This window comes from Nostoc sp. 'Peltigera membranacea cyanobiont' 210A (assembly GCF_002246015.1).
Taxonomy (GTDB): Bacteria; Cyanobacteriota; Cyanobacteriia; order Cyanobacteriales; family Nostocaceae; genus Nostoc.
Genome location: NZ_NOLJ01000006.1, coordinates 103109 through 126444, shown reverse-complemented (window position 1 = coordinate 126444; position 23336 = coordinate 103109). Strand labels below are relative to the sequence as shown.

The 23336-nt window shown below is 42.4% G+C and carries 24 protein-coding genes and 1 pseudogene; 16 read left to right on the top strand and 9 right to left on the bottom strand.

The window, feature by feature from the left end; genetic code table 11:
- The 3 genes and pseudogenes from CDG76_RS19665 to CDG76_RS19655 all read left to right on the top strand — a co-directional run.
- Positions 1-183: pseudogene (locus CDG76_RS19665) on the top strand (hypothetical protein); the annotation flags it as partial.
- Positions 184-355: 172 nt separating this feature from the next.
- Positions 356-1510, top strand: a complete 1155-nt coding sequence (locus CDG76_RS19660; RefSeq protein ID WP_094350630.1) for an NAD-dependent epimerase/dehydratase family protein — start codon at positions 356-358, stop codon at positions 1508-1510.
- A gap of 233 nt (positions 1511-1743) precedes the next feature.
- A complete protein-coding gene (locus CDG76_RS19655) occupies positions 1744-2874 on the top strand; it encodes a glycosyltransferase family 4 protein (RefSeq protein WP_094350629.1) in 1131 nt (376 codons plus the stop codon).
- Positions 2875-2952: 78 nt separating this feature from the next.
- On the opposite strand, the gene CDG76_RS19650 is transcribed toward CDG76_RS19655, so the two are convergent.
- The gene (locus CDG76_RS19650) at positions 2953-3471 is read right to left on the bottom strand and encodes a hypothetical protein (RefSeq protein WP_094350628.1); all 519 of its coding nucleotides are present in this window, start codon (positions 3469-3471) and stop codon (positions 2953-2955) included.
- A 285-nt stretch (positions 3472-3756) separates the two neighbouring features.
- Here CDG76_RS19650 and CDG76_RS19645 point away from each other — a divergent pair, with 285 nt between their 5' ends.
- The 5 genes from CDG76_RS19645 to CDG76_RS19625 all read left to right on the top strand — a co-directional run bounded on the left by CDG76_RS19645 (position 3757) and on the right by CDG76_RS19625 (position 8456).
- On the top strand, positions 3757-4110 hold the full coding sequence (locus tag CDG76_RS19645; RefSeq protein WP_094350627.1) for a hypothetical protein: 354 nt from the start codon (positions 3757-3759) through the stop codon (positions 4108-4110).
- Positions 4111-4188: 78 nt separating this feature from the next.
- Positions 4189-5700, top strand: a complete 1512-nt coding sequence (gene ycf46, locus CDG76_RS19640) for a stress-responsive protein Ycf46 (protein ID WP_094350626.1) — start codon at positions 4189-4191, stop codon at positions 5698-5700.
- Positions 5701-5841: 141 nt separating this feature from the next.
- Entirely contained in the window at positions 5842-6192 is a 351-nt protein-coding gene (locus tag CDG76_RS19635; RefSeq protein WP_094350625.1) for a DUF1257 domain-containing protein, read from the top strand.
- A gap of 140 nt (positions 6193-6332) precedes the next feature.
- A complete protein-coding gene (locus CDG76_RS19630) occupies positions 6333-7895 on the top strand; it encodes an endonuclease NucS domain-containing protein (RefSeq protein ID WP_094350624.1) in 1563 nt (520 codons plus the stop codon).
- Positions 7896-8045: 150 nt separating this feature from the next.
- Entirely contained in the window at positions 8046-8456 is a 411-nt protein-coding gene (locus tag CDG76_RS19625; protein ID WP_094350623.1) for a hypothetical protein, read from the top strand.
- 16 nt (positions 8457-8472) lie between these two features.
- Here CDG76_RS19625 and CDG76_RS38490 read toward each other — a convergent pair whose 3' ends face one another.
- Together CDG76_RS38490 and CDG76_RS38485 are read right to left on the bottom strand one after the other, a co-directional pair.
- On the bottom strand, positions 8473-8787 hold the full coding sequence (locus CDG76_RS38490; RefSeq protein ID WP_223265301.1) for a retropepsin-like aspartic protease: 315 nt from the start codon (positions 8785-8787) through the stop codon (positions 8473-8475).
- A gap of 58 nt (positions 8788-8845) precedes the next feature.
- Entirely contained in the window at positions 8846-9109 is a 264-nt protein-coding gene (locus tag CDG76_RS38485; RefSeq protein WP_223265300.1) for a DUF5678 domain-containing protein, read from the bottom strand.
- Positions 9110-9330: 221 nt separating this feature from the next.
- Between CDG76_RS38485 and CDG76_RS19615 the strand changes: the two genes are divergently transcribed.
- Both CDG76_RS19615 and CDG76_RS19610 read left to right on the top strand, forming a co-directional pair.
- The gene (locus tag CDG76_RS19615; protein WP_094350622.1) at positions 9331-10515 is read left to right on the top strand and encodes an AbrB family transcriptional regulator; all 1185 of its coding nucleotides are present in this window, start codon (positions 9331-9333) and stop codon (positions 10513-10515) included.
- Positions 10516-10658: 143 nt separating this feature from the next.
- Positions 10659-11474, top strand: a complete 816-nt coding sequence (locus tag CDG76_RS19610; RefSeq protein WP_094350621.1) for a DUF1838 domain-containing protein — start codon at positions 10659-10661, stop codon at positions 11472-11474.
- 95 nt (positions 11475-11569) lie between these two features.
- Here the strand turns inward: CDG76_RS19610 and glsA are convergent, their stop codons facing one another.
- A complete protein-coding gene (gene glsA / locus CDG76_RS19605; RefSeq protein ID WP_094350620.1) occupies positions 11570-12541 on the bottom strand; it encodes a glutaminase A in 972 nt (323 codons plus the stop codon).
- An 899-nt stretch (positions 12542-13440) separates the two neighbouring features.
- On the opposite strand from glsA, the gene CDG76_RS19600 reads away from it, so the two are divergent.
- Positions 13441-14544 (top strand): septal ring lytic transglycosylase RlpA family protein, encoded by a 1104-nt coding sequence (locus CDG76_RS19600; RefSeq protein ID WP_094350619.1) that lies wholly within the window; start codon positions 13441-13443, stop codon positions 14542-14544.
- Position 14545: 1 nt separating this feature from the next.
- Here the strand turns inward: CDG76_RS19600 and CDG76_RS38480 are convergent, their stop codons facing one another.
- Positions 14546-14692 (bottom strand): hypothetical protein, encoded by a 147-nt coding sequence (locus tag CDG76_RS38480; protein WP_223265299.1) that lies wholly within the window; start codon positions 14690-14692, stop codon positions 14546-14548.
- Positions 14693-14756: 64 nt separating this feature from the next.
- On the opposite strand from CDG76_RS38480, the gene CDG76_RS19595 reads away from it, so the two are divergent.
- From CDG76_RS19595 to CDG76_RS19575, 5 genes are all read left to right on the top strand, one after another.
- A complete protein-coding gene (locus CDG76_RS19595) occupies positions 14757-16364 on the top strand; it encodes a bifunctional pantoate--beta-alanine ligase/(d)CMP kinase (protein WP_094350618.1) in 1608 nt (535 codons plus the stop codon).
- Positions 16365-16880: 516 nt separating this feature from the next.
- Positions 16881-17483: a superoxide dismutase gene (locus CDG76_RS19590; protein WP_094350617.1), complete on the top strand. Its 603-nt coding sequence runs from the start codon at positions 16881-16883 to the stop codon at positions 17481-17483.
- Between the two features lie 270 nt (positions 17484-17753).
- A complete protein-coding gene (locus CDG76_RS19585) occupies positions 17754-17960 on the top strand; it encodes a hypothetical protein (RefSeq protein WP_069070599.1) in 207 nt (68 codons plus the stop codon).
- A 72-nt stretch (positions 17961-18032) separates the two neighbouring features.
- Positions 18033-19169, top strand: coding sequence for an AIR synthase related protein (locus CDG76_RS19580; RefSeq protein ID WP_094350616.1), 1137 nt, complete (start codon positions 18033-18035; stop codon positions 19167-19169).
- Between the two features lie 483 nt (positions 19170-19652).
- Positions 19653-20339: a PHP domain-containing protein gene (locus tag CDG76_RS19575; protein ID WP_094350615.1), complete on the top strand. Its 687-nt coding sequence runs from the start codon at positions 19653-19655 to the stop codon at positions 20337-20339.
- 71 nt (positions 20340-20410) lie between these two features.
- Here the strand turns inward: CDG76_RS19575 and arsH are convergent, their stop codons facing one another.
- The 4 genes from arsH to arsB form a co-directional block, all read right to left on the bottom strand.
- Complete coding sequence (arsH, locus tag CDG76_RS19570; protein WP_094350614.1) at positions 20411-21079, bottom strand: arsenical resistance protein ArsH; 669 nt, start codon at positions 21077-21079, stop codon at positions 20411-20413.
- Positions 21080-21198: 119 nt separating this feature from the next.
- Positions 21199-21672: a phosphatase domain-containing putative toxin gene (locus tag CDG76_RS19565; RefSeq protein WP_094350613.1), complete on the bottom strand. Its 474-nt coding sequence runs from the start codon at positions 21670-21672 to the stop codon at positions 21199-21201.
- Positions 21673-21683: 11 nt separating this feature from the next.
- Positions 21684-22088 carry an arsenate reductase, glutathione/glutaredoxin type gene (gene arsC / locus CDG76_RS19560; protein ID WP_094350612.1) on the bottom strand — a complete coding sequence of 135 codons (405 nt, stop codon included), beginning with the start codon at positions 22086-22088 and terminating at the stop codon, positions 21684-21686.
- A 31-nt stretch (positions 22089-22119) separates the two neighbouring features.
- On the bottom strand, positions 22120-23184 hold the full coding sequence (gene arsB / locus CDG76_RS19555) for an ACR3 family arsenite efflux transporter (protein WP_094351057.1): 1065 nt from the start codon (positions 23182-23184) through the stop codon (positions 22120-22122).
- Positions 23185-23336 lie beyond the last annotated feature (152 nt).

Sequence of the window (23336 nt, the reverse complement as noted above, 5' to 3'; positions counted from 1 at the left end):
GCTCAAGGAGTCGCTGGGGTACTGCTTGTAGAAGTCGAACGAGGAGTAAGTTCGATGACACTGACGCTAACTCAGAGTCAAGTGAAATACCATTTACAGGGACGGAGTAAGAGCCAAGAATTTCAAAATTACTATCGTTTGTTTTATTACATTGCCCAGCAGTATCGGATTTCAAAGTCTTGAGTTATGGGGCATGGGGCATGGAACCGAGGAAGAAGAAGAACTATTAACTCCTCACTCCCAATCCCCAGTCCCCAATCCCCAATCCCCAAAATCCACATCTCCCCCAGAATAATGATTAAGAGGGTACAGAAACCTGATAGATTTAGCTATCAGCGAGTAAAAACTGGTGAAGATGAAAGTCCTGGTTATTGGTGGTGATGGATATTGCGGTTGGGCAACTGCTCTTTACCTTTCCAATCGAGGTTATGAAGTTGGAATTCTAGATAGTTTGGTGCGGCGGCACTGGGATAATGAACTTGGTGTCGAAACTCTCACTCCGATCGCACTAATTCAACAACGTCTCCAGCGCTGGCAAGATTTGACAGGTAAATCGATCGACTTGTTCATCGGCGATATTACGAATTACGAGTTTCTCCATAAAACATTACAGCAATTTCAGCCAAATGCTCTGGTGCATTTTGGCGAACAGCGTTCGGCCCCATTTTCCATGATTGACCGAGAACACGCAGTTCTCACCCAGGTCAATAATGTAGTTGGGACGTTGAACTTACTGTACGCCATGCGGGAAGACTTCCCCGACTGTCATTTGGTGAAGCTGGGAACGATGGGCGAATACGGTACGCCCAACATTGATATCGAAGAAGGGTATATCACCATTGAACACAATGGACGCAAGGATACCCTACCTTATCCCAAGCAACCCGGTTCGATGTACCATTTAAGCAAAGTCCACGATAGTCATAACATCCACTTTGCTTGCCGGATTTGGGGCTTGCGGGCAACGGATTTAAATCAAGGTGTAGTTTATGGCGTTTTAACCGAAGAAACGGGGATAGACGAACTATTGATTAATCGGCTGGATTACGATGGTGTGTTTGGTACTGCACTAAACCGCTTTTGTATTCAAGCAGCAATTGGACATCCGTTAACTGTCTACGGTAAAGGTGGACAAACTCGCGGATTTTTGGATATTCGGGATACAGTCAGATGTGTGGAATTAGCGATCGCTAACCCTGCCGAGGCTGGTGAATTCCGCGTATTTAATCAATTTACCGAACAATTTAGCGTCGGCGATTTGGCATTGATGGTGAAAAAAGCTGGTAACGCTATCGGATTGAACGTAGAAATCAATCATTTAGATAATCCCAGAGTTGAAAAAGAAGAACATTACTTCAACGCTAAAAATACAAAATTGCTTGATTTAGGTTTGCAGCCTCACCTGCTCTCTGATTCTCTCCTCGATTCTCTGTTAAACTTTGCCATCAAGTATCAGGAACGAGTTGATCACAAACAAATTCTGCCTAAAGTCTCTTGGCACAGAAATTAGCGTAAACCCCAGTAAATCGTGGGTCTAAAATTAGTCGTCATATTTTAGCACAATATGACGACTAACCAGTTATTATTTATCAGGCGTATTGTCCAGCTACTACTAAATTTGCCGTTTACTACAGTTATTTTGACTGTGGAGAGTTGATTACACCACGCGAGAGAGTTTACTCTGTGTTTGATACCGAAATGCAAGCAAAGCTGAGATTATCTGCCTGGACTGAATAGTTTTTTATGAGAATTGCCCTATTTACCGAAACCTTTTTACCCAAGGTTGACGGCATTGTAACGCGCCTGCGCCATACTGTCGATCATCTCCAGCGCAGTGGTAATCAAGTGTTGGTGATTGCCCCCGATGGAGGCATTACAGAACACAAAGGCGCTAAAGTTTACGGCGTTACTGGCTTTCCTCTGCCATTGTATCCAGAATTGAAAATGGCATTACCTCGCCCAGCCATTGGTTACATCTTAGAAGAGTTTAAGCCTGATATTATTCATGTCGTGAATCCAGCCGTTTTGGGTTTGTCTGGGATATTTTATAGTAAAATCCTCAAAATCCCCTTGGTGGCCTCTTATCATACCCATTTACCCCAATATCTCCAGCATTACGGCTTGGGGATGCTGGAGGGTTTTCTTTGGGAACTGCTCAAAGGCGCTCATAATCAAGCAGCGTTGAATCTGTGTACCTCCACAGCAATGGTAGAGGAATTGACAGCACATGGTATTGAACGTGTAGATTTATGGCAGCGTGGGGTGGATACAGAATTATTTCACCCCGATTTAGCTAGTGTAGAGATGCGATCGCGTCTATCACAAAATCATCCAGAAAGCCCATTGCTACTTTACGTGGGCCGGCTTTCCGCTGAAAAAGAAATTGAGCGCATTAAACCAATCTTAGAAGCAATTCCCCAAGCGCGGTTGGCATTGGTTGGAGATGGGCCGCACCGTCAAGCATTGCAAAAACACTTTGCTGGCACAAACACTTATTTTGTTGGCTATCTTATGGGGCAAGAGTTAGGTTCTGCCTTTGCGAGTGCTGATGCTTTCATCTTTCCTTCCCGTACAGAAACACTAGGCTTAGTGCTACTAGAAGCGATGGCTGCTGGCTGTCCCGTGGTAGCAGCCCGTTCCGGGGGAATTCCTGATATTGTGACAGATGGGGTAAATGGATATCTTTTTGAGCCAACAGCAGATGTTCAAGGAGCGTTAGCTGCTACTGTTCGACTCTTAGAACAAAAACAACAACGAGATATCATCCGTCAAAATGCCCGCCAGGAAGCAGAAAGTTGGGGTTGGGCAGCTGCCACCAGGCAGCTACAAGATTACTATCAAAAGGTGATATTTTCTGAACAGTTGGCAAAATAACGGACGGGGACTGGGGATTGGGAGTGAGGAGTTAATAGTTCTTCTTCTTCCTCGGTTCCATGCCCCATGCCCCATAACTCAAGACTTTGAAATCCGATACTGCTGGGCAATGTAATAAAACAAACGATAGTAATTTTGAAATTCTTGGCTCTTACTCCGTCCCTGTAAATGGTATTTCACTTGACTCTGAGTTAGCGTCAGTGTCATCGAACTTACTCCTCGTTCGACTTCTACAAGCAGTACCCCAGCGACTCCTTGAGCGGTCTGAAAGTTGGATTTTATCTTTTTCATGGACTCTGGATCGTTTTGCAGCTGATGACTTGCCCACCCGCGAATTTCCACTGAGTTATCCTGTGGTGAAATAAACGCAATTCCATCACCATTTTCTGAGGCTACTAAAGAAGTCCAATTACTCGGATATGGAAATTCAAAGCCATACCGAGAGTTGCTATAAGTTTTCCAGGCGATCGCTCCAGCGTTAAAATCATTTGCAGTACAACCCCACAGGATTATTAGCAGGGCAATGACTCCGCTAACGCTGGCGGCAAACCGATAAATTCTTCGCCCCAAACTACAGATTTTATTAGCAGTAGCCATTTACATTACACATTTTGCCAAAGTTACTGATTTTATAGAAATACCAGAAACTCCGATATTGCACCATTCTCAATTTTAAGAGATTCGTAGTGGGCGATTTATCGCTCACTTTCAAGGGCTAGAGTCACTAGTGATGAACCATAAACCATCAAATATTATGGTGCAAATAACGCAAATATAAATAAATGTAACGAAAATGACGTTAAAACGTTTTACTGTCTTGACAAGCAAGAAAAGAACCGATAACTTGATATACATACCCGGGTAAGACCGTTAAAGAGTTATATGCAAACGCAAACTAAGCAAAAGGTCACTTTGTATTTATCGTCAGAGTTGCACAGAAAACTGAAGATTCGTTCAGCAATCGATTCCGAGCCAATGTCAGAACTTGCCGAGCGTGCCCTTGGTTTTTACCTGTCTAATCAAGAATTAGTTGACGAGTTAGAAGATTCTAGTTATGGGCGGACTCATAGAGTTTATTCATGCCCGACTTGTGATAGCTCACTAGTATTACGTGATGGGGAACTGGTTACTTTAGGCAATCAACCAGGAGTAGTTGGTCAAGAGCATCTTTCTATTGATGAGATGGATGAAGATGAAACCAATCCCAAGGGCGAGGAAGAGTTAGTTCCTTGCTAGATAGATATTCATGATTTGGTTGTCTTTACCAGAAGCAATGTCTCTACTGTCTCTATAAGGTCTCAAGTAGGTCGAAGTATGAAAGAAGAGCTCAATATCCTAATTCAAGCTCAATACCCTTTAATCTACCTTGTGACCTCCGAGGAAGAGCGGGCCGAGCTAGCAGTTTCCACAATCGCCCAGTTGTTAAAGCCCCAGCGCCGAGTATTTATTTGGACAGTAACACACGGGATTGTCGAGTATGGTCAACCCCGGAATGTCACCCAACATAATACCGTGTCTCCAGAGGCGGCGATTGAGTGGATAATTCGGCAGAAAGAACCAAGTATATTTATTCTTAAAGATTTACACCCCTTTATAGATGCGCCTGCGACTAACAGATCGTTACGTGATGCGATCGCTAGTTTCAAAGGTATGCAGAAGAACATCATTTTGATGTCTCCGATGCAACAAGTACCTATAGAACTGGAAAAAGAAGTTGTCGTTCTCGACTTTACATTGCCAGATATGGCTGAGTTGAACAAAGTCTTAACTCACCATATAGAGCAAAATCGTGGTCGCCGACTGACAACAGAAGCCAGAGAAAAACTTCTCAGAGCCGCTTTAGGTCTAACTAAAGACGAAGCTGAAAAAGTCTACCGTAAGGCACAGGTAACTACAGGGCGTTTGACGGAAGATGAAGTAAATATCGTTTTATCTGAGAAAAAGCAACTAATTCGCCGCAATGGAATCTTAGAATACATCGAAGAAGATGAAACCATTGATGCAGTAGGTGGCTTAGAAGAGTTAAAAAGATGGCTCAAGCAACGCTCTAACGCTTTTACAGAAAGAGCGAGAGAGTATGGTTTGCCTCAACCAAAGGGGATGTTAATTTTAGGAGTTCCCGGTTGCGGTAAGTCATTAATTGCCAAAACTACTTCCCGGCTGTGGGGTTTACCACTGTTGCGGTTGGATATGGGGCGAGTTTACGACGGCTCAATGGTGGGACGAAGTGAAGCAAATCTGCGGAACGCCCTGAAAACAGCAGAATCTATTTCCCCAGCGATTTTGTTTATCGATGAATTAGATAAATCCTTTGCTGGTAGTGGAGGTTCCTCTGATTCTGATGGGGGGACTTCAAGTAGAATCTTCGGCTCCTTCCTCACATGGATGCAGGATAAGAAATCACCAGTGTTCGTGATGGCAACCGCCAACCGAGTCGAACGCTTACCTGGCGAGTTCTTAAGGAAAGGACGCTTTGATGAAATATTCTTTGTCGATCTGCCAACACCGGAAGAACGGCAACACATTTTCAATATTCACCTTACGAAACGCCGTGAAGACATCTCTCGATTCGATCTTGAGCAACTAGCTAAGATGTCTGATGGCTTTTCTGGGGCAGAAGTTGAACAAGCGATCGTTGCGGCAATGTATGAAGCTTTTGCCCAAGATCGGGAGTTCACCCAACTAGATATTATTGCTGCACTGAAGGCAACATTGCCGCTGTCTCGAACGATGCAAGAACAAGTAACGGCTCTGAGAGATTGGGCCAGACAGCGCGCCCGCCCCGCAGCATCCTCCGTAGCTGAATATCAGCGAATGGAGTTTTAAAAGCTTTCCTCTGCCATCCCAGGGGGAAAGGCTAGCTGAAAATGCTAGCAGTTATAAAAAAAGCCGCATCCTGTTAAGCGCGGCTTCGCCCAAAACAAACCGTTGTCGTTTTTCTCAATCTTCTCATTGGAGGAAACCCAAATGTCTCACTTTAGCACCCTGCGTACCAAAATCACCGATGCCGAAATCCTCAAGGCTTCCTTGCGCGACCTCGGTATCAGCGTAAAGACTGAAGCTGATGTCCGTGGTTATAACGGTCAGCGTGTCCGTTCTGACATCGTTGCCGTGTTGGAAGGCGAATATGACCTCGGCTGGTCTCGCAATGGCGATGGTTCTTTTGACCTAATCGCTGACTTGTGGGGCGTTGCTAAGAAGCACAACCAAACCGAGTTGATCAACTCAATCAACCAAAAGTATGCTGTTAACAAAACTTTGGCTGAAGTGAAACAGCGCGGTTTGCAAAACGCTAACGTGAAGTTGGTATTGCAATAACAATTTCTCTGCGCGTTCCCAAAGCTGCACGGGTTAACCATATAAATAGCGGTTAGCCCGCTTTTTTATCGGGACTGAGATGTATTTCTCAGTCCCGATTTTTTTGGTAATCCAGCTAGGTAAATATAGAGTAGGTAATCATGGTAAATGAAGCAGATATTCGCGATTTTTTAACAGAAAATTTAGATATTATAGAGCCTGATCTGAAATTTATTCAGAAGGAGTTTAGTCTTGAAAATAGTCTTGGTTCTGGTGGTCGTATAGACATTTTGGCAAAAGATAAATTTGGAAGTTTTGTCATTATTGAAATCAAGAAAAGTGATAAGACTGCTAGACAGGCTCTACATGAACTTCAGAAGTATATGGGTTTGTTTAAAACGAATTATGGTTTGGCTGCGAAGAAGTGTAGATGTATTCTACTTTCTACAGAATGGCATGAATTACTTGTTCCATTTTCTGAATTCCATCGAATTGTTGACTATCAAATAGATGGTTATCAACTAATTCTTAATGAAGAAGGAATACCTTTAAGTAAGAAGTCTGTACCATTAGCTCCAGAGGGTGAAGAAAGATTCATCTTCCCAATACACAATATTTTCTTATATGAAATAAATGAAAAGAGAGAAGTAGCAACTGAAAAACTCAAAGATATTTTAAGAGAGTTAGAGATAAAAAATTACTATGCTTTGATTATAAATTACAAGGGTGATTCTAAAAATGTAATATATCCTTTTGCCCTGTATTTAGTTCTTGATAAATTAAAAAATTCTGAGAAGCAGAGTATTGAAAAAAATTTAAATATCTTTGATAGTGATGATGAGTTTGATGAGGAGATAGATATTAAGCCTGTACTCGAAGAAGAAGCTTTGTCTGAAATTAGAAATAGGCTAATGGGTTTAATAGACACTATGCAAGAAGGTACATCTGAAAAGCTTCAAGGTATGATGTCTAATGGATGGCATATTAATAAAATTTATACAGGTAATCGATTATATCTAAATTTGTTAACAAATGATGAGGGAATTATAAAAGAAATTACTAGTTTTGAAGGTGGAAACTCCATCATTTATACATCAGTTACTACTCCTAAAAATCAACCTTCATGGAAAGCAACTTCTAAAGGATTAAAGCATTTTTTATATGGGAATGATTTATGGCAAATTGGGTCTGACTGGTTTTTTAAAAAAGTAGAATCTGTCAGCAGAGAAGCTACCGTAAATTTTAGAATTTATTATGGCTCTGATATATTATTTAGCCTATATAACTATTTCTGTAGAGGTGTTTATTACTTGCCAACTCTTGAAATAGTGGCTCAAATTCCAGGAGAACCAAACAAAACAATTATTCTGGTGGGTTCTCTTGAATGGGATGGACATACTTTTCCTAACGCCGATTCAATTTTTAATAAAAATAATCCTTTGGATCTTTTTTATAAGCAAAAACTTTACTTTAAAGAAGAAGCATTATATGAACTTCGGATGATGTACAAACATGGCATAGAGTACTCACTGTTTGAAATAACTATAGAGCAAAACATTCAGCCTGTTATTAAACGTCTTGAGCTAGAAGAAGATGACACTGTAAGTTTATTACCCATAACAGATGAAGTAGGATTAAGCTTAAGAGATTTCTTTATACACAATCGTGGCTATATTGAAGAGCTTTGTTACATTGGAGGTTCATGTTTTCACTTCGTAAGCTGAAATATAATACGAATGCTAAATCATTTGTGAAAGATAAAAAGGCTGCAAGCATTGCTGTGCCCCTACCAACGTATTTGTATCATTATTAATACCCTGAAACACATAATTACTAATTGTAAGTGAGAATAGAAAGGAGTATTTGCTAGAGCTATGAGTACCCAAATCATCATTAACCTGCCAGACGATATTTACCAACGTGCAGAACGCTTTGCCCGGTTGGCAAATCGTGATGTTGCCAGCATTTTAGTAGATACCATTCAACTTTCAATTCCGCTTGTCAGTGGCGAGATAACCGACCTTGAACCTGTCTCTGTCCTTTCTGATGAACAAGTCCTGGTGCTGACTGAACTGCAAATGGAATCGGAACAGGATGCCCGATTGAGCGAACTGCTCGATCGCCAGCAATCAGGTACTCTTAATGAAGGCGATCGCTCAGAGTTACAAACCCTGATCCAGGTCTATCAAGAAGGACTTTTAAGAAAAGCCACTGCGTTAAGTGAACCTGTCAAACGTGGGTTGATTGAAGGGAAAAGAAACCCGCCACTGAAACCCAAATATTAGCAGTTAGCTCACTTTTTTATGACTTCAAATCTTCACGCCATGTAAAAATAATTTGCTCCTCAGCTTGCCTAAATTCAATATTAAATTTATCAAATACAACTTCTCGCCCTAAAAGCAATTGTTCTCCGCCTGTATTGGTTTGTAACCATGCTACAGGAGTAATAAAATTGTGTTCATCAATTGTCATTTCGACATTACGTAAAACGTACTCAACTCTGCCACCTATCGTTTCTGCCAACAAAGTTGATTCGGAATCAGCCAAAGCATAGCCTAAATCTTGACCAACTTTTAATGAAATTAAACTTAATTCAGCACCAGAATCTACTAACATTGTTGTATTAAATTCTATATCTCGGTGTTTTAAAATAACCCTATAAGTTGGTTGTCAATCATGGCGAGCCACGGTGCAGAAGCGAATTGGTAAAATTTATTTCTACAGAAGCAGTGCGGCGGGGAACTAGGTAAATTAAAAAAGGCTCTTTTGCAGCATTAGCTAATGCTAAAACTTCGCGCAAATTTTCGCTGTGAGCAATTATTCCATTTGCATTGTAAGCAATATATTGATTTTTATATAAATCTAGTAACATCTGGCGGTTACGATTTAACCACTTGAACATTTCATCTGTTTCTCTTTTAGAGGGAGTTGTGTTCATATATTTAATGTTGTCCGTGGATGTGGAATATCTCTGGCACTATTTTAATTGTCTGCTGCAATAGGTGAGCTACCAAACCTGACTTAAATCTAAAAGAAACTCACCACTAGAACTAAACCCTACACCTGTATCATTTTGCTTGTTTCTGGTAATGTGCGATCGCATCCCAGGAGATCCACTTTTACGCCTATAGCTTAGACTTAAAAAAAAGCTTAGTATCGATGAATCAAAGTCTAAGTGCTACTCCCAGCCTGGAAGAACACACTCATCAAAATCCTGTTGTTACCAAACAACAGCTATTTGGGAAGCAACTAATTGTCCTTGTCTTGGAAATGCTTCTGGCATTACCTCTGGGTTTACTCCTTGCAAAGTTCCAAATTGGCAGGATTGCCTGGATATTTGGTGGGATTGCCGCTGGTACAGTAGTTCTCCAAGGGTGTCGAATTTTTTATCAATATTCTCCCCAACCTAACCGCACTGCTAGAAAAGTGGGAATGGCACTTGTCGGCTTAACTGTCGGCGCTTCCAATGCCCACGCTAATCTAGCTAGTATTGCTTCTGGTATTCCCATATTTATTTTTCTTACCTTATTTCTGCTGCTGAGTGGGGGCTGTATCGGTTACATTTACTCTCGCGTCAGCAAAACCAACCTATTTACAGCAATGCTGGCTACAGTTCCTGGTGGTGTAGGAATTATGGCAGCGATCGCAGCCGATTACAATAAAAATGTTAGCTTGGTTGCCCTCGTTCAGGCGATTCGCGTTACCTGTGTAGTTATTCTAATTCCCTTCATTGCTAGGACATCAGCTGGTAATTACTATCCGCAAACAGTCCCAATCAACGCTGCTTGGCTTAATTTCGATCCGTCCCAACTAGAATTACTCTTGTTAGTACTCCTAATCACTGCATTAGTAGTTTATCCAGCTATATTATTTAAAATTCCCGCCGGCGATTTCTTTGGTGCATTGTTGATTGGTATCGGGTTTAATCCTTTGCTACATTGGCTGCCTTTTATGGGTGATATTAGCTTTAGTCCGCCGCCAATAATAAACTTATTGGGCCAAATGCTCCTGGGAATTACTATTGGTGAATATTGGGGAGACAAGCCCAACTTTAAAAAGCGGACTGTCGCCTATGCCTTAATGTCTGTAGGGATGACTCTCGTAGCCGGAGCGATCGCTGCTATACTTGCGATGCAATTAACCTCTTGGGACTGGTTAACTTGTCTGCTAGTCACAGCACCAGGAGGATCGGCAGAAATGATCCTGGTTTCCCTAACATTGAATCATAATGTTGAAATTGTCACAACTGGTCATTTAGTGCGGCTAATTGCGATTAACAGTTCCCTACCTCTTTGGGTGTTTTTGTTTCGCCGTCTAGATGAGCAAGTTTCTGAACCAGTTTAATTGATGAAGGCATTGGGAATGGGGCATTGGACATGGGGCATGGGGCATTAGTTTTTGACAAATGACAAATGACTAATAACAAAGATGCAACTTGAATGCTGATAGCTTATTCTTTTGTTATCCAAATACTAAGGATGCTTTAGATGGTTGCCCAAATTCAAGAACTTGAAGCGCAGCACTGGGTTAAAACTCGTTCTTCCCTTGACCCTACCGAATCCACTTTCCTGATTTGGAAAGGTAAAATTTACGCCTTTATCCCCGGTGAGAAGAGACAACTCTTGTTTAAGATGCTGGGATTAAGCGTTAGCCGATGTATTCCCACAGGAGAAGGTAGTTGGGATTTTACTTCTAGGGAACTGACTTACTACCTCAACCCAAAAACAGATGAGGTTTTACCCAAATGGGAGAATCCTTGGACAGGCGAGACAGTTCCGGTGATTCATGTTGCCAATAATCCTGTACAGGGAAAGTTTGAGGGAAATTTCCCCGCACAAGTAGACGGCGACAGCACAACCTTCGTTTTTGATATTTTTCCTTATTACCCCAATCCCTTAGCAGACGATCGCAAATTTGCCGAATACAGCCCAAATCCAATTTATCAGGCAGCGGAATTGTTTAAATTAACTGTGCCAACCGCAGATTTATTCAACCCAGCACTTAAATCAGTTTCTGAACTCAAACTTAGTTGGGATCGGATTGGTCAATGGCTTCCCTGGATGAAAATGGGCGATCGCCCCGGTCAACTAATCTACAGTGCTGTTGGCAGCAAAGTCAATGGTTTAACAGAACTGCCCCCCGTGCTACAAGACGAAATTAATAACCGTATTCCTCTATATAAACAAGCCCCAAAAGCATTGATAGATGGGGAAGATATGACTTCTTGGTTGTACTTCCAAAAGCACTTTCAAGCTTATTTAGCTGGTGAAATCTTCCCACTTCCGCAAGCAGAAGAGTTCTGAGTGATGAGTGCTGTTAGCGGATAGCTAGGCTTTAGCCCGTGCTGAGTTGGGAGTTGGGAGACAGTATTTATTCTCCCCTCTACCCAATGCCCACTTCACTCTTGACCTGAACAATCAAATAGATGTAAACCTAACCGTTGGGAAAGTTCTTCGCACACCTTTACCCCCCGCACACTATTACCACGCACATCCAGAAGCGGTGAAAAAACTCCGATGCCCATCTTATTGGGTACAACGGCAATAATCCCACCACAAATGCCGCTTTTTGCCGGAATCCCAATTTTATAAGCCCACTCACCTGCAAAGTTGTACATCCCACAGGTATACATAACACTCAAAATATCTTTGATGTAACGCTTATCTACCGCCCGTTCTTTAGTAATTGGATTAATACCTCTGTTCGCCAGAGTAGCCGCCATCACCGCCAAGTCTTGACAATTCACCATCACAGCACACTGCTGGAAATAAAGATCCAGCGCCTCTTCGATGTTTCGGTCAATCATGCCAAAGTTGAGCATCAAATGCGCCATTGCGCGGTTACGATGCCCTGTACTGCGTTCTGACGTAAAAACTGAAATGTCAACGAATACGTCGCGCCCAATATATCGGCGAAACATATCCAGCATTCGGTTGAGGCGTTCGGTGGGGCCGGAACCTTTGATTAAGCTGGTGGTTGCGATCGCACCAGCGTTTACCATTGGATTATAAGGTCGCTTCGACTGCTCATCCAAAACAATCGCGTTGAATGCATCTCCCGTCGGTTCCACGCCCACTCTAGTTAAAACATAATCCAGTCCATGATCTTCTAAGGCAAGTCCATAAGCAAACACCTTAGAAATTGACTGAATAGTAAAAAGTTGCTCGTAGTCCCCAACTTTGTAAACCTGACCATCTACTGTCACAATGCAAATGCTGAACAAATCTGGGTTTGCCTTTGCCAGTTCGGGAATGTATTTCGCTACTGCACCCTCCCGCAGTGACTTGTAGTGGGAATGCAACTCGTTGAGAAAAGCTAATAATGGCGATGGTTCTATTTCTATATCTCCTTGATGCACTTGGTTTGTCATTAGGCTGATGGCATTTCCCAAAATACCTACTATATATAGAAGAGGTGCAGCTGTACATCCCTACTGTTACAAAGATTTTGTCAAAAATAGCTTGCTCTAAAAAATCATACTTGAGCAATTACTGAGAAAAAACAAGATAAGCTGTACTTTTTGGTACACGCGACATCTGTTATCCGGGCGATCGCAAAGTTTTCTTAATTTTTAAGTCATTAATCATGAAAAATATTCATTTGAGTATTGTCCTTTTTTTTATACTCAGCAATACGGTCAAAGGAAGTTATATTTATCACCAATACTAGTCTAGTTGTGGAGAATAAAAGTAATGATTGATGTAAGTAGAAAAAACTTTGAAAAAATATATTAGACTCAAGCTAATCTGCATAATTTTTTAAGATGTAACTCATATCACGACTTACTCATAGTTAAATCTAAATATTTCATTAAATAAATGATTTTCAGTATTTATGCCGATGCTATTTAATTAAAGTTATATTACCTTCTTATAGGAAATAGCAAAAAGCAATGTGATCTAGAATACACGAATAGTTGCGAGCCTTTAGAAGCGATGTGAATAGGGTATCGCTACTTTAGTGTGAAATAAGCGTAAAGTTTTTTTAATAAATTTTTGACTTACGGAAAAAAGCGTTACATAGCCAAAGTCCGCTTTTGAGAAAGGTTTCGACCTTCAAATTGGAATGGGAATTTGAGAAAGTGGCCAATAGTTACGCTAAAACCCTGATCCCCAAGCCAAAAGGTTCGTGTTAGTCTGTTGCAGTTATAAAGAACAAAGTGAAAACGGAACGAGTTCGAGTTTTTCAAAAGGGAAATCACTTTCATTAGTGATAAATCCCACAAGTTATAAAACTTTAAGTTCTACAGTCGCTTTCAAAAACGGACGCATGAATCAAAGACATTTGTGGACTATTGTTGCCCTGTTTATGGCTGTTTTGGGAGTACCCTCAGTCGGTTGCACTCAAACCACCAAAGGAAATGGGCTAGCATCCCAAAAATCACCCGCCCCTGATGTGGTTAAGGTGGGAGAGTACCAATCAACAGCAGGGAAACAAACCTTGGATGTTGTGATTACAGAAATTCATCCTCACAACATTAGAGGACGTAAGGCGGCAACCCTTTTTATCAAAAATATACCTGTTCTCACATTTTTGAGTTCTGTATCAAATACGAATCTTGAGACTAAAAAAGTTGGTGCAATTGGCAATACTGGGGGCGTACAAGGGTACGCCCTTATTGCTAGCAATTCATCAAATGCATTAAATACTGGCAACATAACAGATGCGAGTAACCAGATTAGCTCCGCTGACAATGACCCGGTTCAGATAGCTGGTGTAATAGCAGCTAAGATCAACCAGTTGAATCGGGAAAACGTGGACGGGAGTAAGATTACCGTCAGTTGGAAAGCAGGGGAAAAATCTACTGCCAATCAAGCGCAAAACAAAAGCGTTCCTGTCCAAGAAAATGGCGATCGCTATGTAATTAAAATTAATGGCGAAGAGTTGGTCGAAATCAGCGAAGGTACGCGATTAGCAGGTAGTACCAACGATCTAGCGCAAGATGCATTGCAAGCAACCAATCGCTTGCGGAGGCTACTAGGTAATGCATCTCCCCTAAAAGAGATTGCAAATTTACCAGTGCGTCAACAAATATCAATACCAAAGCTACCCCAACAGATTGCAGTCGGAGTAGTGCGAGCCACCCTGAGAGGCATGGCTTCTTATTACGGCTATGACGGTTCTGGTAATCGTACTGCTAGCGGTCAGAGATTTAATCCCGAAGCAATGACTGCCGCTCATCGCAGCTTACCCTTTGGTACGCAAGTTCGTGTAACCAACACCCGCAACGGTCGTTCCGTAGTGCTGCGGATTAATGACCGAGGCCCATTCATTCGGGGTCGAGTCATTGACGTGTCTGCCGGCGCGGCTCGGATTTTGGGAATGATGGGCAGTGGTGTTGCACCAGTGCATATTGAAGTTTTGGGGAAATAATCTAGGGACTGGGGACTGGGGACTGGGGACTGGGAAGACAAGGAGAAGAACCATACCCAATCCCCAATCCCCAATCCCCAATCCCTAATACCCAATCCCCAATACCCAATCCCAGTTCCGTATCACTTAATTCCCCTAGTTCAATCAACTCTTCCCTCTATTTCAGATATAAACTAACGGGGGAGGGATCGATAAGAACTAGGGGTATTTTTGTGCGCCTGCTGACAACAGTCGCAGCTTTACGCTGCTATTTAACTAAACGCTGCTCAGAAAACAAGCTAATTGCGGTTACTGAGGATCTGAGACTAGATGAGATGACTGGCTGGTATCAGACGGCAGTCGGTCTGGTGCCAACGATGGGAAATTTGCATCAAGGTCATTTAAGCTTAATCCAACGGGCGCGGCACGAAAATTCGACGGTGATTGTGAGTATTTTCGTCAATCCCCTGCAATTTGCTCCTAATGAGGATTATCAACGCTATCCCCGCACTTTAGAGCAAGACCAACAACTTTGCGAACAAGCTGGGGTAGATGCAATTTTTGCACCGAGTCCTGAAGAGATGGCAGTTCCCCAGAAGAGTATACAAGAATCAAAGGTTACACAAGTTATCCCCCCATCTGCTATGATGACAGGCTTGTGTGGTCGTTCTCGGCTGGGTCACTTTCAAGGTGTCGCTACGATTGTTACCAAGCTTTTCAACTTGGTACAGCCTGACCGTGCCTACTTTGGTCAAAAGGATGGTCAGCAACTAGCAATTATTAAACGCTTAGTGGCTGACTTAAATTTGCCAGTAGAAATTGTTGCTTGTCCAACAGTTCGGGAAGCGTCGGGTCTTGCCTTCAGTTCTCGTAATCAATATTTGACTGCAACGGCAAAAGAGCAAGCAGCGGTGTTATATCGGGGTTTGCGACGAGCTGAAGCTGCATTCATTGCAGGCGATCGCAATAGCAACAAGTTGATAGCAGTGGTACAGCAAGAAGTGGCAATGGTCAGCACGGTCTCAGTGGAATATATTGAATTGGTTGAACCGACTACGTTAATGTCTTTAGAAAAAGTTGAGGAGGAAGGAATGTTGGCGATCGCAGCTCGTCTTGGTGCTACACGTTTGATTGACAATATCATATTGTGCGATCGTCAACCCATTATCGCTATTGATGGCCCAGCTGGTGCTGGAAAATCCACAGTGGCGCGGCAAGTGGCAGCAAACCTGAGTTTAGTGTATTTAGATACAGGAGCGATGTACCGTGCTGTCACTTGGTTAGTACTGCAAAAGGGGATTGCTATTGACGATGAGTGTGCGATCGCCGAATTAGCTAATCAGTGTAAAATTGAACTGACTCCCACCGAAGATTTACAATCGTCCGTGCGGGTTTGGATTGACGGTACTGATGTTACCCAGGTAATTCGCACCATTGAGGTAACATCTCTTGTATCTGCGATCGCGGCACAAGGCGCTGTCCGTCAAGCACTGGTTAAACAACAGCAAAGCTGGGGTAAAAGAGGTGGTTTAGTTGCTGAAGGTCGGGATATTGGTACTCACGTATTTCCCGATGCCGAAGTTAAAATTTTCTTAACCGCTTCTGTCGGTGAACGCGCCCGTCGCCGCCAGCAAGACTTTAACACCCAAGGTCAACCTGAAGTGAGTTTAGAGCAGTTGGAACACGACATCGCCGAACGTGACTGGAAAGATAGTACACGCAAGGTTTCTCCTTTGCAGAAAGCAGCAGATGCGATCGAACTTCAAACTGATGGTTTGGACGTGTCTGAAGTCACGGCACAGATTGTTAACTATTACCAACAGCGTTTATCTCAGTGTTAATTAGTGCTATTTGCTGTTAGTTTTCTAGTTTCAAAGGGTGGTGGGTGAGTGATTATTTACTTACCATCCTTAAAACTGTATTTAAAAATAAAATAGATAATTTGACTATTGGCTATATTATTTGAAAATTAGCACTTATTAAGTGTAAATAGATTTTACATTTATTTAAATATTATAAAATCATCTCGCTTTCGACTGATTTTGCAAATCGTAATTAATCTTACTAAAGATAGAAGTATTAAAGCTTTAATTGCTAAATGCTAGTTAGTTATTGGCCTTTCGCTAGAAGATATTAGTCATTTTTATTTATAGTCAGGAATTACTATTGATTTGACTTATCACCAAAGTACTTTGTTTCCGTCTTCACTTTATCTACACTTTGGTAGTAAAATGACGATGTTAAGTTTTATGTTTCACTAATCAAAGACATAAAACCCCTACAAATAAAAGCTATTAATTTCCCCAACTTTTGCAATAGCTTAAAACTGGAAACCGGTAAAGAGAGGATTTGACACAATGGCATTTGTACAGCCCCCACTACCCTTTGAAAAAGATGCTCTAGAGCCTTTTGGCATGAAAGCTGAAACTTTTGAGTATCACTACGGCAAGCATCACAAAGCTTATGTAGACAACCTCAACAAGCTCACTGAAGGTACAGAACTTGCTGATAAGTCCCTGGAAGAAGTGATCAAAATTTCCTTCCAAGACTCCTCTAAGGTGGGAATCTTCAACAATGCTGCCCAAGTTTGGAACCACACTTTCTTCTGGAATTCTTTGAAACCACAAGGTGGTGGCACACCCACAGGTGAACTCGCAGCCAAAATCGATAAAGATTTTGGTAGCTTTGACAAATTCAAGGAAGAGTTCTCTAACGCGGCTGCAACTCAATTCGGCAGTGGATGGTCTTGGCTCATTGATGATGGTGGTACGCTAAAGGTGATTAAAACACCAAATGCAGAAAATCCCCTAGCTCATGGTAAAAAGGCACTCCTAACCTTGGATGTTTGGGAACACGCCTACTACATTGACTATAAAAACGCTCGTCCAGCGTTCATCAAGAATTTCCTAGAAAACTTGGTCAACTGGGACTTTGCTGCTGAAAACTTGGCTAAAGCTTAATTACTTGGCCAAAGAAAGGCAGAGGGCAGGAGGCAGGAGGAAAGAACTTATTTTTCCTCTGCCAAGAGGGTTTCAAGCCCCTAACAGTCACGACAGTAGTCAGTCAAGTTTAAATTGATGGGTAAGCGAGTTCGTAGTAAGGACTTTAGTCCTTATTTTCTAAGCACTAAAGTCCTTACTACAAACCCGGAAAACTAGCTTAGACATTGTACTAGTATCGTGACTGTTTTTGGTTAGGCGTTGAGGGGGATGGTGGATAAATCAAAATATATGGATAGCAAAGAACTAGCGCAATACATCGAAGCAACGAATAGCATCTCCAAACCTTGGGTATTGGTACAACTGCGCCTCAAAAAATTGCAAGAGCGTCGAGCCACCCTGACAAACGATGTTTATACCAAAGAATTAGAAGACATTTACCAAGACTTGATGAATTTAGGGGAATGGTGGCGCGGTATTGAAGATGAGGTATTTTGAGGTATTTTAAAGTGAGGAGTTATGAGTTTTCCTAACTTTTAACTCCTAACTCCTAACTTAAAACACAACCTGATGGCTCAAGCTCTCGATCAAGTCGATTACGATACTCTCGATGCTGCAAAACGACGCTTCATCGATGCCGCAAAACGCACACTTGGCTTTGCAAGCGCCTATGGCATCGTGCCCGCGTCAGGTTTGGGAGCAAGCGCCAACGCTTTCAGCTTCAACCTCGCTCCGTTTCTGGAGGCGGGGGCTAGAGAACTTTCGATGACACTTGTGCCGGAAGGGCTAGGCACCGCAGACGATACCCGCCCTGACGATCTTTCCGAAGAAGAACTTCGACGATTCTGGTGGAATATTGGGATTAAGATCATCTCGTGTCTGACGAACGATGCCGCAACTTCAGGTATGCAGACTATACTTCTCGGTCTTTATCTGCCGTCGAGTACTCCTGAAACAATCTTTACCCCTGCTTTCCTTGATGGGTTTCTTGATGGCGTAGTTGAGGGCTGCAAACGAGTCGGGTGTGTCTATCTCTCAGGGGAAACTCCTCAACTAAAAACCAAGATGATTCCAGGGCGGCTCGACATCGCAGGCTCAGTTTTTGGGGTTATGCCCGCTGGTGTCGCTCCCATTGATAGCTCGCGTCTGGATACCGGAAATACTATTGTTCTGGTGGAAAGTTCAGGCCCCCATGAGAACGGCTTTACGCCACTACGAAAACTTGCCGAGTCGCTCCCTGATGGCTATAGAACAAAACTTCCGAGTGGGCAGGAATTCTGGGAAGCGATGAATGCTGCGTCGTATCTCTACACCCCACTGGTACAGGCAGTGCTTGGCAAAGGAATTCGTCCCACAGCGATGGAGAATATCACTGGTCATGGCTGGCAAAAGCTGATGCGGTCGGTGAAGCCGTTGCGATATATCATCGAAACGATGCTCCCAGTACCAGAGATATTTACATTTGTTGAGAGTCATCTTGAGGGCGGGGCCGAGACGATGCTTTCGGTGTTCAATTACGGTGCAGGATTCGCATTCTATACAGAGTCTGAGCAGGATGCAGAAAAAATTGTCCTGCTTGCAAGAGAACATCAACTTTCGGCTGTGATTGCTGGAAGAGTTGAAGCGTCTATTTCCCGCGAGGTAGTGATAGAACCCCTTGGAGTTACCTTAAAGGGAGATTCTTTTGGAATTGCGCGAGGGGTATAAATCCAATCCAAGCGTAGGCATAGCCCGTCGTAGACATCGCTAGTTTTCTCAAAGCTATTGTAGACTCACTTATGCGATGCCTGCGGCGGGCTACGCCTACGCTAAAGTCATTATTGGTTAGAAAAAAGCTGTAATTACTGAGATAAATAATATTTTTTACACACAAAAAAAATTTACATTTCAGGCTTATTAGAAATAATTACTCTACTAAACCTTTATTCTCTAAGTCATTTAGCACAGATGCTATAGGCACATTTATAAAACTTTGGATGTAATATTTACTACTACTCAAAAATAAAGTAGTGCTAATCACCCATGACCACTGAGATTAAGATTTGCTAACGTAGTCTTAACATATTGAAAAATTTGCTGAGAAAGCTGAGAAAGTAGCAGCCGATACTAATTTTTAGTGTTGGTTCTTTCTCATCCAGAGATGTAGCGTTTTGGTGTGTTAAGAATATATATTTTTCTTCAGAGGGGGTTATGGTTGTAAATTTGGCCCGTACTACAACTTCGGCAGAACTTTTAAAGCAAGTATTCCGTAACATTGATGCACATAGTTGTCCAAAGTTATTCAACTTTCACATGCACACTGTCTTCTCAGATGGCAAGTTGCAGCCGAGTGCATTGATGGAGCAGGCGATCGCTATTGGGCTAAAAGGGTTAGCCATCACCGATCATCATGGTATTATCGGCTATCAAGCAGGCCTTGCTTGGTTAGAAGATTGGAAGTGGAATAATCCTCATGCAACCACTCCTCACCTGTGGAGTGGCGTGGAAATCAATGCCAACCTTTTGAATATAGAAGTTCACATTTTGGCTTATGCTTTTGCCACAGAACACCCTAGTATGAAACCCTATCTGCAAAGAAGGCCGACTACAGGGCAAGAATATCAGGCAAGTAACGTGATTGCCGCTATTCATGAGGCTGGGGGATTGGCAGTTCTGGCTCATCCAGCTCGTTATAAGCGATCGCATTTCGACTTAATTCCAGCTGCATCCGAAAAGGGCATTGATGGTGTGGAAACTTTCTACGCCTACAATAACCCTAACCCCTGGCAACCCAGCGTATTGGAATCAGAACAAGTGCAAAAGTTGGCTGATGAATACTTTCTTTTCAATACCTGTGGTACTGATACCCACGGTTTGAGTCTGCTACAACGCTTGTAAAGATGAATCAATTTTTTAAAATCTCCTGGTTCAATCTGCCAGGAGGTTATCTTTTTTTGGATACTCAATAGTCAATTTGTTTTATTAGAGTTAACTTCAAGAGATTGAGAAGCTATCTTGATTGTCTCTTTGGCAGCTTTTTCCTTACGTTCGCTATAGCGGTCTGTGAGATAATCAACTTTGTCACGCAATAGCAAGGTAAATTTGTAAAGTTCTTCCATCACATCGACAACGCGATCGCGGTAGAGCGAATCCTTCATAGTCCCGTCTTTGTTAAACTCCTCGTATGCTTTAGCGACTGAAGATTGATTCGGGATAGTAAACATCCGCATCCAGCGCCCAAGAATTCTTAATGTGTTGACAGCGTTAAAAGACTGAGATCCTCCACTCACTTGCATCACAGCCAAAGTTCTCCCTTGAGTCGGGCGAACGGCTCCAATACTAAGCGGAATCCAATCAATTTGGTTTTTCATAATGCCAGAAATTTGACCGTGCAACTCTGGACTAGACCAGACTTGGCCTTCTGACCACAAGCTTAATTGGCGCAACTCCTGCACCTTTGGGTGGCTGTCAGGTACGCTGCCGTAAATCGGCAGTTCACGGGGATCGAAAAACTTTACCTCTGCCCCAAATTCTTCAATGATGCGTGCGGCTTCTTCTGCCAAGAGGCGGCTATAGGAACGCTCACGCAGGGAGCCATACAAAAATAAAATTCTGGGAGGATGGTCAAATGTCGTCATGGTAATTGCTTAGGGATTTCCAAGAAATAAAGTATCCAAGAAAACGAACCACAGAGGCGCAGAGGACACGGAGAGATGAAGAAGAGAGAGGATTGTTGTATGAGATTTTTAGATATTTTTTAATTTGGAAGTCCCTTATTTTCCTCCAACTGTCGCAAAAAGGTGCTTTGGGCTTCTCGCAATTCGACATCAGGATTTGCGTGTTGGATTTTCTGTATTGCGTCGTTATAAGAGGAGCCAGTGTAAATCAGGTAAGAAGCCAGTATCGTTCCCGTTCGTCGCCTCCCACTGGTGCAATGAACTGCAACAGCGTTGCCAATGCCTTTTTGACTGTCAATGAAGTTTTGTAATGCCTGAAGCTGCTCTAGGCTGGGTGCAGTGCCACCTTTGATTGGCAACCAGAGATGAGGAATGTTTGCCTTTTCATACAAATCTAGGTTAGAGGGGTCATCCATAACGGAGACGATCGCACCAACACCAGTACCCTGTAACTCTGTCAGTTCCTTTGCCATTGGCTTACGAACACCTGCCAGTTTCCCCCGAATCACCCACCAGAGGTTCTCTGAAATTGGTTGAATTGTTTCTTGCTCCATTGGTTCGAGCCTTAGTGTAATTCTTGATTCACAGACTCAATTAATTGAGTGACCCGTTCTTTGATTTCATCGCGGACTCTCGGAAAAATTTCTGGTTGTTCTGCTGGATCGTCTAACTGCCAGTCTTCAAATACTTCTCGCACAACCCACTCTGGCGGTAAATTCACCCCACAGCCACACAAAGAAATCACTACATCAAAGTCTTTCGCTTGGAAATCACTGAGGGGTTTGGAGTGTTGATCGGTAATGTCGATACCAATTTCTTTCATGGTTGCAATCGCCTCTGGTCTAACCTGACTTGCTTCTAATCCAGAGCTAATCACTTCAATTTTTCCTTTACCAAGGGTTTTAGCAAAGCCTTCCGCCATTTGAGAACGGGCAGAATTCTTTTTGCAGACAAACATCACACGTTTCATGGTTCAAATCCTCCGAATAATTTGACTAAATTTAAAAGGTTCTCGATTCAGATGGCAAAAAATAACGTTTTTCAAACCAGAAAGCCACATTAACCAGACCGATCAATACAGGCACTTCCACCAGAGGCCCGACGACGGCGGCAAAAGCAACACCCGAATTAATGCCAAATACTGCGATCGCCACTGCGATCGCTAATTCAAAATTATTTCCTGCCGATGTAAACGCGACACTTGCGGCTCTAGAATAATCTGTTTTAACGCGCCAAGCCATGTAAAAGCTAACCAGAAACATGATGAAGAAGTAGACGATCAACGGAATTGCAATCTTCACCACATCTAAGGGGATCTGAACAATCAAATTCCCTTTCAAGCTGAACATAACGACGATTGTAAATAAAAGAGCAATCAGTGTGATCGGGCTGATTTTAGGTACAAATTCCTCGTGATACCACTGCTTACTTTTCACTTTTACTAAGAAGTAACGAGTGAAAAATCCAGCTAAAAAAGGAATACCAAGATAGATAAACACACTTTCAGCAATCTCAGCAATGCTGACATTAACAACACTGCCTTGTAAGCCAAACAGTGGCGGCAGTACAGTAATGAAAAACCAAGCATAAGGACTATAAAAGATGACTTGAAAGATACTATTGAAGGCAACCAATCCAGCCGTGTACTCTGTATTGCCTCGTGCCAAGTCACTCCACACAACTACCATTGCAATACACCGGGCTAATCCAATCAGAATTAATCCCGTCATATATTCTGGATAATTATGTAAGAAGATAGCTGCTAGAGCAAACATCAAAATTGGCCCAATGATCCAATTCTGAATTAGTGAAACACCAAGAATTTTTCCGTTGCGAAATACATCCCCTAATTCTTCATACCGCACCTTGGCTAAGGGCGGATACATCATCAGAATTAACCCGATGGCGATCGGTATATTGGTTGCTCCCACCTGGAACTGGTTGATAAAGGCTTCTACTCCAGGAAAGAAATAGCCTAGACCAACACCGATAGCCATTGCTAAAAAAATCCACAAGGTTAGGAAGCGGTCAATAAAAGAGAGGCGTTTGGAAGTCTTTTTGTTCATCACAATTAACCCCATACATGAATGCAGGAGCTTCGAGTAGGAATTTCAGATTATTCAATCCAAAATCTAAAATTCGTGAGTTATATCAAGAGTATATCTCCATCATTTCAAAAAAAATTGATTTGTCAATCCGTAAAGAACTATAAATAAAT